We start from the raw sequence: 12,805 nt of genomic DNA, 5'->3' as shown, positions 1-12,805 counted from the left end.
TTAGCTACGGTTCGACTGAAGAGCAAGCGAGACAGGCCCAGAGGCCGCAAGCATCGCGATAGGCCGGCGGCGAGGTACAAACTGTCACCGCGGCCTTTCGGCCAGATACGCCGATTTATGCCACTCATTCAGAAGGTTGCACGAAGCCGTCGGCCGCCTTGGTGCAATGTCCGTGCTGGGGCCGACGAACGACCGACACCGTGGCAAGAAGCCTTCCGCACCGCTCAGTGGCGATCACGGAAACCCCCCCCACGGAAACCCTTTGACGAAATCCGCAAACTCCCCGGCCGCGATCGGCCTGGAATAGCGGTATCCCTGCAGTCGATGACAACCCATCTGCCTCAGGAAAAACTCCTGCGCGTCCGTTTCTACGCCCTCTGCGATGGTAACGAGGTCCAGACTGTACGCCAGTGCCACGATGGCCTCGACAATGGCGCAGTCATTAGGGTCGTCCGGGACGTCGCTCACGAACGAACGATCAATCTTCAGCATGTCGATGGGCAGCTGCTTCAGATAGGCCAGGGATGAATAGCCCGTCCCGAAATCGTCGATGGCGATACGGATACCCTCGTCACGCAGTCTGGTGAGCACGGCACGACACACCTCCACATCCTGCATCAGGACATTCTCGGTCAATTCGATCTGGAGGTGCCTGCCCTCCACGCCGTACTCTTTCAGAATACCAAGAAGACCCTCCACGAATCCGGGACGGAAAAGCTGAATCCCGGAAGTATTAATGGACACGCAGTCCAGCATAACGCCCTGATCGCGCCAGCTTCTGAACTGCCCGATGGCCTTTCGCGCAACCCATTCGCCAAGGGGCAGGATGAGTTTGGTGTCCTCCGCGATCGGTATGAAGCAGTCGGGCGGAATCAAGCCCCGCTCGGGATGCCGCCAACGTGACAGCGCCTCGACCGCCACAATACGGCGCTGTTCCATGTCGATCACGGGCTGATAATGCAATTCCAGCTGCTCTTCACGCAGGGCATGGCGAAGGGCGTTCTCCAGGGCCAGCCGCTCATCCACGGCTTCGGAGAGATCCTGGCTGAACTTGCAATAACCGTCGCGGCCGGAATCCTTCACCCTGTACATGGCGGCATCCGCGTTCTTGAGCAACGTCACGGCATCCCTGCCGTCCTCCGGATACATGGTAATGCCGATACTGCAACCGAGATGGAGCTCCATCCCGTCCAGGTAAAACGGCTTGCGCATGGCGTCCACGAGTTTCTCAGCCAACCGCTCCGCTTGATCCGACGCATGAATACGCTCCAGAAGCACCACGAACTCGTCCCCGCCCAGGCGCGCGATGGTGTCCGACTTGCGCACCAGACCCCCGAGCCGCTGTGCGACGTCAATGAGCAGCCTGTCCCCGAGCTGGTGTCCAAGGCTGTCGTTGATGGTCTTGAATCTGTCCAGATCGATGAACAGGACGCCAAACCGTTCCTCGTTACGGGCCGCCAGGTCGATGGCATGTTCCAGGCGTGCGGTGAACAGCAGCCTGTTCGGAAGCTCGGTGAGCGGATCATGATGGGCAAGGAAATCGAGCCTGGCCTGGGTTTCCTTCATCGCAGAAATGTCGGTCACCAGGGTGATGTAGTGGCTGACTTCGCCCTGCTCGTTGCGTACCACGCTGATGGACTGCAGAAGCGGAATGAGGCTTCCGTCCCGCGCCCGATCCAGCGTTTCCCCCTGCCAGTGCCCGTCACTCTGCAGGGCCTCACGGATCTCCCGATAGAATGTTCCGTCATGGTGCCCGGATCTGAGCAACCGGGGCGTCTTCCCCAGCAGTTCCTCGGCAGGGTATCCAGTGATTCGGCAATACGCGTCATTGACCTCCACAAAACGCATGTCGCGGTCTGTGATGGCGATCCCTTCCGCGGTAGTCTCAAACACCTGCCCATACAGGGTCAGGCTCGACTCGGTCTGTTTCTGTCGGGTGATGTCGAAACAAATAATGACCTTCTTGATGCCGTTCCTGGCGGCGTCGGTGATATCCGACGCGACGATATGAAAATACCTGTCGCCGAACTGCATGTCCTGCTCATACAACGCACCGGACAGGACCCCGTCCCGCAGGTGCTCGTCGCAGGGACAGACCTGAGAGAGCGCGGCGCCGATCAGCTCCTGGCGATCCCGATTCGAGAAAAGCCACTCCCTCGCCTGTCGGTTGCAGTCATCAATGGTTCCGTCATCATTGATCACGACCACACCCGCATCCATAGAATCGAAGATGGCGCGGATTTCCTGCCGGGCGACGTCGAGCTGGCGGTTTGTATCATTGAGATGCGAAAGTATCTGACCGAATGACTCGGTGACTATGCCGATGGGATCCAGTTCGATCAGCGTGTTGTCATCCAGCTCCTCCTGACGCAGCGGCAGTGTGCCGATGAGCGCCAGCATCTGGTCGACCTTCGCGCGGATATACGCGATGCTCCTGAGGTACTCGGCCCGGTAATCCTTCGGGAGTGCACTCATGTGTCAGCGCCTCGCGAACACGCGGATCCGGTAACCGGCAGGCGAGCCGCTCACTTCCGTTGTATACCCCATCTTGTCCACCGCCTCGGGTATGGTACTGGTCGCCTGGCGATCATCGGTGAGCACAACGATCTCGGTACTGCCGTCACGCACTGCAGCGCCGACCCGATTCAGCTCCTTCAGCGTCAGGAGCAGGCATGAGGGACAGATCTGTCCGTTGATGTCGAGTACGATCTGGTTGTCTGATTTCATCATGGGCTAGCGTATCACGAAGCGGGAAAGCAACCTGCTGCCGATCCAGGCGCCCGGCACCAGACCAACCAGGAAAAGCATGCTTTGTATGGCAAGAATCGGAACGCCCCCCCACAGGTGCCAGATATTGCAGCCCGGCACCATGCGGGCAGCGGCACCGACCAGCAGCCCCCCGATCAGTGCCGATGCGTATTGACGCGCCGGGATGCGATACCGGAGCCGCCACTCGCCCACACTGACGGCCGACACCGCCGCCCCCAGAACGATCCCCCCGATGAGCGGATACTGTATGGCGGCAACAGCATCCAGCTGCGGCCCTGCCCCACCCTGAACGGGCGTGTCGGCGAAAGGCGGCGTGTAATTCAGTCCCTGCACCTGGAAATAGGCCAGTGCCTGCACGCGATCAGGCAGAAACAGCGATTCGATGCCGGCACCGATCTTGGCGTAGGAGGTGGTGATCCCCAGCGGCATGCCGATCAGAAACCAGGACACGAATCCCAGCACGACCAATACCAGCGCCGTCTGCCAGGGAGCGATATGCCCTCTCGCATAAGCCTTTCTCACCAGCAGGCCCCGGAGCTGCCACCGATAGAGCACCACGGCCCCGACCACCGCCAGCGGCAAGATCAGGAAGACCGGCTCGATGCCCACCAGCTGGGGAAGCGTGATGGCCTCGTGAGGGGTGGTCGCCCGCGCGAAATCACTCCACCAGGGATGCCATTCGGCATACAGGGCCGAACCCGTCAACAGGCCGGCAAAGGCGACCAGGGCCACCACACTCCCCGCGCCCAGCTTGTAGAGGGTGCCCACGACGCAGCCGCCGGCCAGCACCATCCCGACCCCGAACAAGGCCCCGGCAATCAGGGTGGCCAGTGATCCGGGGCCCAGCAGGGGGAAGGGATACGGAGACAGCAATCCGCCCAGACGGGAAAACTCGAACAGCAGCATGCTTGCCACAATCAGCAGCAACAGCATGCGCAACAGAAAAAAATCACGCACCAGGAAGACATCGCGGAACATTGCCGTGACGCAGAAATCCGAGCGATGCATGAAAAAGCCGGCGACGAGCCCAACAAAGGCTGAGGTGGCAATGATCAGCGTGTAGGCGGATTCACCCATATTTCATGGTTCAGTTTCGACCTCCCGTTGCGACTGTAGACCGCGCCGCACGCCATCGGCAAGCAGGCACGGCATCAACTGTTGATGCCGCGCAAATGAACGGGAAAGCTGTCCGCCTGTACCGCTTTTTTGACCGCTCGTCGCGCGATGCTTGCCCCTGTCATGGGAAGTCGATGCGGGCAATCCAAAAGCACTCACGCCAGCGACGAGATGCCGACTTGGGCATTACACGCCACCCATTAGCAGTGCGAGCGGATCCGCCTGCTGCTACTCCATTGAGCTGATATAGGCCGCCAGTGCTCTGATCTCGAGCTCGGTGAGCTTGGATGCGACCTCATGCATGACCTCGTTGCCCTCGGTGCGCGGGCGCTCGCTGAACAGCTGCAGCTGGGTTTCCGTGTAACGCATGCTCTGGCCGGCAAGCCTGGGCAGGTCGGAGGTGCCCATCCCGCGCCCGCCGTGGCAGCCCGCACAGTTGGGTACGCCCGAGAATTCGTTGCCGCGGTGATAGAGGAAGCGTCCGACTGCAGCAAGCTCCGAGTCACGCACCCGCTGCGGAGGAGACGGCTTGACATTGAAATACACGCCCAGCGCCAGCATCTCCTCTTCGGTCAGGTCCGCGGCCATGCGCTGCATGACATCGCTTTCCCGACGACCCGACTGGAAATCGGCCAGCTGCCTCGCGATGTAATCAAAATGCTGCCCGGCCAGGCGCGGGGTGTCGGGATCCGTGCTCAGACCCTCGGCTCCGTGACAGCGAAAGCATGAATCCATGTTGATCTCGTGTGCCCGGTCAAGGTCCACCTTCTGGGCCGCGCGTACCAGCCGCTCCGCGTCCGACGGTGGGGCATCCGCCCACCCAGTCACGGCGAATGCGCACGCAAATGCAAAAGACGCAAAGAGCAAACCCGCTTTCCAACATCTCATACCCGCTTCTCCTGCTGGCTGTTGCACAGATCTGACCCACGCCGATCTGTTGTTTGATTCGTGGGATTTTCTTAATGATAGCCAATACGGAGGAACGATTCGCAGGAAACTGCGCCGAATTTGACGTGTCACCTGCAGGCTGACCGGACACGATACTATCCCGGACATTGCACCAAGGATCGCGAATGATTGGAGTCTCCGGGCCAGGACGGACACGGTTGACCCGGGCACCCCTCTCGGGCGAGGGTTTCGGGTAAACCCCCTGCGTCACGAGGCCCCATGCAACTGACCAGCCCGGCATTCGAGGATGGCGGAACGATGCCCTGGACCGCGTCCGCGCCGAACGAGAACGAACTGCCCCCTCTGGAGATCCGCGCCGTGCCGGAAGAGGCCCGCAGCCTCGCCATCCTCATGGAGGATCTGGATTCCCCGCTCGGACCGGTCACCCACTGGCTGGCGTGGAATCTGCCGGCCGACACCAGCCGAGTGGACGCCCTGAGTCTGCCGGCCGAGAGCCGGGTGGGCATGGACGCCTTCGGAAAGGTAGGCTACCTGGGCCCGATTCCCCCGGAGGGGAGCCACCGCTATCGCTTCCGCCTGCTGGCCCTCGACAAGGCACTGGACCTCGAGGCCGGCGCCACACGCAGCCACTTCGATGAAGCGGCGACGGGGCACATCCTGGAGACGGCGGATCTCGTCGGGGTGATCGAGCGCCCGCCCACCGATCCCGATTCCTGACCCCCCACCGTCAAGCCGGCTCAGCCCGCGTTCACCACCTCCCGGATCCCGCATGCCGACCCATTACCGCCCGCAGGCCTTCTTCTCCACGGTGAATCCGGCCGTGTTCACCGCCTCCGCCATCATGGTGGTGGTGTTCGTTGCCTTTGGCGTCGCGTTCCCGGTGACCGCCGGCGCGGTCTTTGACGGGATCCACGGATTCATCACCGAGTATCTCGGCTGGGGCTACCTGCTGGTGGTCACGCTGTTCGTCGCGTTCCTGGTGTGGCTCGGGTTCAGCCGCTACGGCACGATCCGGCTGGGACAGCCGGAAGACCGCCCCGAGTTCAGCTACGGCGCGTGGTTCGCGATGCTGTTCAGCGCGGGCATGGGCATCGGCCTGGTGTTCTGGAGCGTCGCCGAGCCGATCCTGCACTACCAGAACCCCCCTCATGCCGAGGGCGGCACCCACGAGGCCGCGCGCCAGGCGATGGTTTACACCTTCTTCCACTGGGGGCTGCACGCCTGGGCGGTGTACGTGGTGCTGGGCCTGTCGGTGGCCTATTTCAGCTTCCGGCACCGTCTGCCGCTGACCATCCGCTCCATCTTCTACCCGCTTCTGGGGGACCGCATCTACGGACCCATCGGCCACGTGATCGACATCCTTGCCGTGTTCGGCACCCTGTTCGGACTCGCCACCTCGCTCGGCTTCGGTGCGATGCAACTGAACACGGGGCTGAACGTCCTCGTCGACATGCCGGTGTCGCACTGGAACCAGGTGGGAATCATTGCGGCAATCACCGCAGTCGCCGTTTTCTCGGTGCTCTCGGGGCTGGATCGCGGCCTCAAGTGGGTGAGTGTCTTCAACCTCACGCTTGCCGTCACGTTCATGCTGTTTGTCCTGTTCGCGGGCCCGACGCTGTTCATCCTGCGTTTCCTCCTGGATTCCACCGGCGCCTATCTGCAGCAATTGATCGAACTGAGCCTGCACACCGACGCCATCGGCGGCTCCGGCTGGCAGAAGGACTGGACCATGTTCTACTGGGCATGGTGGATCGCCTGGTCGCCCTTCGTGGGCATTTTCATCGCCCGCATCTCGCGCGGGCGCACCATCCGCGAGTTCATCGTGGGCGTGCTCGCAATGCCCACCCTGTTCGTGTTCGGCTGGATGGCCATCTTCGGTGGCACCGCCCTGTACCTGGAACTGTTCCAGGAGGGCGCCGGGATCGCCTCGGCAGTGGCCGAGGACACCACCGTGGCGCTGTACGTCACCCTGGAGCAATTGCCGTGGGTCACGCTGACGTCCGCCGTGGCGACGCTGCTGATCGCCACCTATTTCATCACCTCGTCGGCCTCCGGCACCTACGTCATCGACGCGCTCATCTCGCGCGGCTCGAAGCACTCGCCCAAGCGCCAGCGGGTGATCTGGGGCATCACCGAAGGGGCGGTGGCCGCCACGCTGCTCATCGTCGGCGGTGAGCGCGCGTTGAACAGCCTGCAGACCGGGTCGCTGACGGCAGGCCTGCCGGTGGCCATCATCCTGGTGTTCTGCTGCGTGAGCCTGACGCGCGCGCTCAGCCGTGAGTACCGCGTCGAAGGGGTCAATCCTCCCTGGGGGTAACCCGCATATCTCACCGGGCGCTCAGAACGCGGCCCGACCTCGGTGCTTCGTTGGTATCCGGAGGAATCAGGCGGGCGGCGGAATGCGCTGGATCCTGAGGTGCGCCTCAGGCACGCCGAGCCTGCCCAGCACGTCGGTGGCGGCTTCGATAAAGTGCGTCGGACCGGCGATGTAGTAATCGCGCCCCAGGGCATCACCCACACGTGCGAGGCTGCCCGCGATGGCAGCGCGCCATGCGCCGGGATCGCCGACCGCACCGACACGCCCGGGCCGATAGTGAAAATCGTCCAGTGCATCGTCCCAGGAGCGACACAGGTTGTCCTCGTAGTGTCCGACGCTGCCGCCGCTCACCCAGATCAGGTCCATGGTGTGCGCCACATCCAGCGCAATGACGTGCTCGATCAGGCTCTTGATGGGCGCAAAGCCCGTGTCGCAGGCCAGAAACACCAGAGGACGCTCGATCTCGTCGCCGATGACGAAGTCACCGAGAGGACCTTCCACATGGATCTCATCGCCCTCGCGCAGACGCTTGAAACAATGGGCCGTGAAGGGGTCGTCCCGGTCCTCCGCCAGATGAAAGACCAGGTTGCGATCGTCGCAGGGGCAGTTGGCAAGCGACGCCATGCCCCGCACCTGCCCGCCGTCCAGGGACAGGCGCACATACTGCCCTCCCAGAAAACGCAGCCGGTGCGTTCCGGGTGTGCGCACCCTCAGCACCAGCACATGCGCGCCCGGATGCTCAATGGCCCGGACGCGGGCATCGATCGACTGCACGGGGATCTGCTCAGGCGTGCGCGCCACGTCCATCTCGACCACGAGATCCGTCACGGGAGAGACCGCACACATGAGCGCATGACCCTGCGCCTTCTCCGCGGCACTCAGTTCGTAGCCATGGGGGTGCACCTCGCGCACCTCGCCCGATACGATGCGCGCCTTGCACTCCCCGCAATGGCCGTCGCTGCAGCCGTAGCGGATGGACAGCCCGGCGCGCAGCGCCGCCTGCAGCACGGTATCCGTCCCCTCCACCAGGAACTCGTGGTTGCTGGGCAACAGCCGGACCTGCGGCGCCATCACGCTCAGCCAGCTGACACCTTCCGCCGGTGCGCCGGAGCCGTCCTGCTCATGGTGCAGCATGCTCTGCATGCGGAGCTTGATGTCGCGCACCACGGAACACGCCGCCTCGCTGCAGGTGCGCTCGAGGTGTCTCAGATGGCTTTCCAGCGCCTCCAGCACACCGGCGTAGTGCTCCGCCTGCTGCTGAACCCGGTTGAACCGGTGACCCAGCGCCGACAGTCGTCGTGCCAGCACCTCGGGCTCCGGCAGACTGCGCCGGACAATGTCCGTGCCCAGCGCCGCGGCCTTGATCCGGTCCAGGCGCTCCAGCGTGCGCTCGTCCTCAAGGCGGGTCGTCGGGTAGACCTTCAGCAGATCCTCCACCCGTATCATCCCGTCGAAGCTCGGCAGGTCGCCGCACTTGATGCGCGCCTGCAGTTCGCCCCGGGTCACCCCCGCGAACCTTGCCGCTCGAATCACCGAAAGCCACTGGTCCATACGACAAGACTAGTCGGCTGTTCGCGGTCGGTCCAGATTTCCGGCTACAACTCACTGACACCGATCAACTGCTCTCGCGTGTCGATCCTGTGGCTCGGACGCAGGTGCCTACGGAAACACGGTCCCGTTCAACCCGGGCTGCCGCCCGCCTCCGGCCCCCACAGTTCCTCCAGGCGCTCGTCACGCCCGCAGGCCCATCGGTAATAGCGGTACCGCAACGGATTCTTCTGATAGTAGGCCTGGTGATAATCCTCGGCCGGATAGAAGGCCTCGAACGCAAGGATCCGCGTATCGATGGGCCGCTCCGACAGACCCTTCTCCCGCACGCCCTCCAGGGAGGCCTCGGCCAGACGCCGCTGTTCCTCGTCGTGGACAAAGATCGCGGAGCGGTACATGGACCCGCGGTCACAGAACTGCCCATCGGCCTGGAACGGATCGATGTTACGCCAGAACACGTACAACAGTGTCTCGTAGCTGACCACCGCGGGGTCGAAGACGACTTGCACCACCTCCAGGTGGCCGGTGCCGCCCGCCACCACCGCCTCGTATGAGGGGTTGGACACATGTCCACCGCTGAATCCGGAAATGGTCTCCACCACGCCCTCCAGCCGGTCGTAGGGCGGCTCCATGCACCAGAAACAGCCGCCGGCAAAGGTGGCCCGGGCCAGTTCACGGTCTTCCCCCGCCAAAGTCAGGGGCACACACAGCAGGACTGCGATCAGCCAGATGGAGACGCGTTGCATGGGATGCCCTCCCCGATACCGGGGCTACCCGTTGTCCTTTGCGGCCCGCAGCGCAGGCAACGGCTGGCCGGCCGGCACAAACTTGAGCGCGAGGCCGTTGTTGCACCACCGCTCCCCGGTCGGTTCCGGGCCGTCGTTGAAGACGTGTCCCTGATGACCGCCGCAGCGGGCGCAGTGGTACTCGATACGGGGAATGATCAGGCGGAAATCGCGCTTGGTGCCCACGTGGGCCGGATCGATGGGCTGCCAGAAGCTGGGCCAGCCCGTACGCGAATCGTACTTGTGCTCGCTGGAGAACAGGGGCAGGAAGCAGCCGGCGCAGACGTAGGTGCCGTCGCCGTATTCCTTGTCCAGGGGGCTGGAGAACGGCGGCTCCGTGCCCTCCCGGCGCAGGATGTGGTACTGCTCCGGTGTCAGGATCTCGCGCCACTGCGCGTCAGCCAGCTTCAGGGGCTCGAAGGGGGTATCCCGATCGGCGCTGGCGGGACGCCCGCAGCCGGTCAGCCAGAAGGCCGGCAGGGCGAGACCGAGTGCCGCCACGAAACGCCTGCGCCCTTGAATCGATGGTCGATCATTCATCATGCACTTTGATCCCGCCGGGAACAGGAAGTTGCACAAAGCCGCCGGCCGCCTTGACGCAATATCCGGGTTACACTCATAACCATGTCGCCCTCTCTTATTGACGCGCAAAGGAAGTGACAGCCATGTGGCTGCGGGTCAGCAGTAACGTCGAGATGGAGTTTCAGGTGGAGAGTCCCATGCTGCTTCTCCTCCGCCCGCGCAGTGATGCACAGCAGTGGGTCGCACGGGACCACTACGCCGTCCGCCCCACCATGCCGATCACGGAATACACCGACATGTACGGCAACCTCTGTCAGCGGTTGCTGGCCCCTCCCGGGCGGTTTCAGGTCGAGGTGCAGTCGGATGTCCAGGTACCTGCCCGCGTCTACCAGGAACCGGGGGCACCGTTTGTACCCGTACAGGCGCTACCGGACCATACGCTGATGTACCTCGCTCCCAGCCGCTACTGTGAATCCGACCGACTTGGGACCCTGGCGGGCGAAATCGTGCAGGGATATCGTCCCGGCTATGACCAGGTCGCCGCAATCTCGGACTGGATACACAACAACATACGTTACCTGACCGATACAGACCCCGCACCCGTATCGGCAAGCGAGGCGATCGGACGAGGCGCCGGCGTATGCCGCGACTTTGCCCATGCGGGCATCGCGCTGTGTCGAAGCCTGAGCATCCCGGCGAGGCTGGTCGTGGGATACCTGCACCGCCTCGAACCGATGGATCTGCATGCATGGTTCCAGGCATACGTGGGCCGGCGCTGGTTTACGTTCGATCCAACCCAGGCAACCACCGCCGGAGGACGGGTCTGGCTTGCCTACGGACGCGACGCGGCGGACGTACCCGTGTTTCACCAATTCGGTCCGCCGGTGGTGCCGTCGAGGATGGACGTCAGCGTCGAAGAGATTGCGGGACCCGTCTGAAACTCGATCGCAGGCCGACAAGGAAGGGCGCGGAGGAATCAAGTCCCGGGATCGGATCGGGACGTCCACCAGGCCGCCGGCTGTCCCGGGGCAGAACGGCCGGGCCAGGGAGGATCGGCCTGTGCAATTGGCGTGGCCTGCCCCCTGACCCGGCATCCTGTGGTGCGCTGCAGCTCAATACCCGGAAAGCAGATTGCCCGCGTCGGCGCGCTTTATGCCGCATTTCTCGTCCAGGGCGGCGCCTTCCTGCGCGTCGACCTGGGTCATGAGCGGACCCTCCGCCGGCACCCCGATGAGCGTGGCGATCACCACGGTGGCCTCCTCCCGGCCGGGATTGAAGGCGGTGTGCACGGTGTGTCCGGGATCGACCAGCGCCATGCCGGGCCCGTACCGGCGCTCGACACAGTCCTCCCCAAACACGAACACGAAATCGCCCTCGGTGATATTGATCAGCACCGTGCCTGGATGGGTATGCCAGGGAAACACGGCACCCGGCTGGATCGTAAACTCGACCACGGCCACCTTCGATGCGTCTTCGATATCGACGACCTGCGCGGGAAGACCATCGAGCTCCTGTGTGATCTGCACCGAAACGTTGCCGCCAAACGCGTGGCGTTGGGTGAGCGGCTTGGCCGTGATCGCATCGGGCTCCGCATGCACCGTCGTCGCGACGGCGAGCGAGAGCATCATGGTGAGCACAAGGAACAACGCACCTGTCATCAGAGAAAACGGTTGCTGAATAATCATGGCATCCTCCTGTGGATCAGAGTGGAACCGAACCTGTCGCGGCACCATCAGCGCCGCGTGCCGTGCACGATCCAGTAGTCGCGCGGCACGGTAATGCCGAGTTCGTCGCCGAAGCGTTCATGGAAGGCCACGAAATCGGCCTCGAAACGCTTGCGCCGCTCCGGATCGAGCTTGCCGGCCAGCGTACGCACCGGGCCGTACCCTTCGGAGAAGGTCTTCCAGGCGGCCTGTGCATCGGGCTCACGGTAGAAAGAGATGCCGCGCTCGAAGCCGAGATCGAAGGCGTCGCCCAGCAGCGCGTGCACGCGCTCGGGCCGACCCCACTCAAAGGGTGACGGTGGGGGCTCGCCCGCGGGCGGCGCCATGTAGCCCTTGATGACCTTGAACATCTCGAAGACGTTGCTATCCGGCGTCCAGACGGCGAGCACGAGCCGCCCTCCCGGGCGGCAGACGCGGGCGAGCTCGGCGGCAACGTCCTCCGGCCGCTGGCTGAACATGACGCCGAACGTCGAGATGACGGCATCGAAGGCACCGTCCTCGAAGGACATCGCCTCGGCATCTTCCTCCAGGAACGGGATATCGAGCCCGCGGGCCGAAGCCAGATCGCGGGCGGCGCTCAGCAGGTCCGGCGCGAAGTCCGCGCCGGTGACGTCGAAGCCGCGCTCGGCGAGACGCCGGGCGGCCCAGCCGGTGCCCGTGGCCACGTCGAGAACGCGCATGCCGGGCGATGGTGCCAGGCGGTTGACGGCGTGTTCGATGGCATCGAGGATGCCGCGGCTCACCTCGTCATAGGCGGCGCCGCCGCTGGACCACACGGCCGACGGGCCGGCGTTGTGCGGACGAACTCGGGTGTCGATGGATTGGTGTGCGACTGTCATGGTGAGTCTCCTCCATGGTTTTCGTGTCCCAGGTTTTCGGACGCGGCACCGCGCATCGGGAATTCAGCACCCCAAGGGCAAACAAGCCATCCTCATCCGGATCTCCGCACAGCACGGTGGCTTGCGCGCCTTGAGGCAACGAAGGGGGCCGGACTCCACTGGACCTCTCCGGCGGGAACGACCGTATGTCCATCTGCCGTCCTGGCCAGATCCGGTCAGTCGCCAGGGCCGCGAGCGCAAGGCCGGCCGGTATCGCTGCGCGAAGCTTCGCCTTCA

12 protein-coding genes are annotated in these 12,805 nt (G+C 63.8%); 3 read left to right on the top strand and 9 right to left on the bottom strand.

Translation table 11 applies throughout. From position 1 onward, the window contains the following. Positions 1-234: 234 nt before the first annotated feature. The 4 genes from B1C78_RS06790 to B1C78_RS06775 form a co-directional block, all read right to left on the bottom strand. Positions 235-2,475: a putative bifunctional diguanylate cyclase/phosphodiesterase gene (locus B1C78_RS06790; protein ID WP_077278398.1), complete on the bottom strand. Its 2,241-nt coding sequence runs from the start codon at positions 2,473-2,475 to the stop codon at positions 235-237. 3 nt (positions 2,476-2,478) lie between these two features. Further along, the gene (locus tag B1C78_RS06785) at positions 2,479-2,730 is read right to left on the bottom strand and encodes a sulfurtransferase TusA family protein (protein WP_077278397.1); all 252 of its coding nucleotides are present in this window, start codon (positions 2,728-2,730) and stop codon (positions 2,479-2,481) included. Between the two features lie 3 nt (positions 2,731-2,733). Beyond that, positions 2,734-3,846, bottom strand: coding sequence for a YeeE/YedE family protein (locus B1C78_RS06780; RefSeq protein WP_077278396.1), 1,113 nt, complete (start codon positions 3,844-3,846; stop codon positions 2,734-2,736). A gap of 267 nt (positions 3,847-4,113) precedes the next feature. Beyond that, positions 4,114-4,713 (bottom strand): c-type cytochrome, encoded by a 600-nt coding sequence (locus B1C78_RS06775; RefSeq protein ID WP_245795343.1) that lies wholly within the window; start codon positions 4,711-4,713, stop codon positions 4,114-4,116. Positions 4,714-5,052: 339 nt separating this feature from the next. Here B1C78_RS06775 and B1C78_RS06770 point away from each other — a divergent pair, with 339 nt between their 5' ends. Next, complete coding sequence (locus B1C78_RS06770) at positions 5,053-5,511, top strand: YbhB/YbcL family Raf kinase inhibitor-like protein (protein WP_175628251.1); 459 nt, start codon at positions 5,053-5,055, stop codon at positions 5,509-5,511. A gap of 52 nt (positions 5,512-5,563) precedes the next feature. Then, positions 5,564-7,111, top strand: a complete 1,548-nt coding sequence (locus tag B1C78_RS06765; protein WP_077278394.1) for a BCCT family transporter — start codon at positions 5,564-5,566, stop codon at positions 7,109-7,111. Between the two features lie 66 nt (positions 7,112-7,177). Here B1C78_RS06765 and B1C78_RS06760 read toward each other — a convergent pair whose 3' ends face one another. The 3 genes from B1C78_RS06760 to msrB all read right to left on the bottom strand — a co-directional run bounded on the left by B1C78_RS06760 (position 7,178) and on the right by msrB (position 9,987). Beyond that, the gene (locus B1C78_RS06760) at positions 7,178-8,662 is read right to left on the bottom strand and encodes a 2Fe-2S iron-sulfur cluster-binding protein (protein ID WP_139349833.1); all 1,485 of its coding nucleotides are present in this window, start codon (positions 8,660-8,662) and stop codon (positions 7,178-7,180) included. A 128-nt stretch (positions 8,663-8,790) separates the two neighbouring features. Then, positions 8,791-9,405, bottom strand: coding sequence for a peptide-methionine (S)-S-oxide reductase MsrA (gene msrA, locus B1C78_RS06755; protein WP_077278393.1), 615 nt, complete (start codon positions 9,403-9,405; stop codon positions 8,791-8,793). Between the two features lie 24 nt (positions 9,406-9,429). Next, positions 9,430-9,987 (bottom strand): peptide-methionine (R)-S-oxide reductase MsrB, encoded by a 558-nt coding sequence (msrB, locus tag B1C78_RS06750; protein ID WP_245795342.1) that lies wholly within the window; start codon positions 9,985-9,987, stop codon positions 9,430-9,432. Between the two features lie 122 nt (positions 9,988-10,109). Here msrB and B1C78_RS06745 point away from each other — a divergent pair, with 122 nt between their 5' ends. Further along, positions 10,110-10,904 carry a transglutaminase domain-containing protein gene (locus B1C78_RS06745; protein ID WP_077278392.1) on the top strand — a complete coding sequence of 265 codons (795 nt, stop codon included), beginning with the start codon at positions 10,110-10,112 and terminating at the stop codon, positions 10,902-10,904. 174 nt (positions 10,905-11,078) lie between these two features. On the opposite strand, the gene B1C78_RS06740 is transcribed toward B1C78_RS06745, so the two are convergent. Beyond that, positions 11,079-11,594: a cupin domain-containing protein gene (locus tag B1C78_RS06740; protein ID WP_425443963.1), complete on the bottom strand. Its 516-nt coding sequence runs from the start codon at positions 11,592-11,594 to the stop codon at positions 11,079-11,081. Between the two features lie 104 nt (positions 11,595-11,698). Next, on the bottom strand, positions 11,699-12,529 hold the full coding sequence (locus B1C78_RS06735; protein WP_217698015.1) for a class I SAM-dependent methyltransferase: 831 nt from the start codon (positions 12,527-12,529) through the stop codon (positions 11,699-11,701). Positions 12,530-12,805 lie beyond the last annotated feature (276 nt).

It is taken from the genome of Thioalkalivibrio denitrificans, from assembly GCF_002000365.1.
GTDB classification, from domain to species: domain Bacteria; phylum Pseudomonadota; class Gammaproteobacteria; order Ectothiorhodospirales; family Ectothiorhodospiraceae; genus Thioalkalivibrio_A; species Thioalkalivibrio_A denitrificans.
Note: the sequence above shows the minus strand (reverse complement) of the source record. Positions and strands in the feature narration are given on the sequence as shown.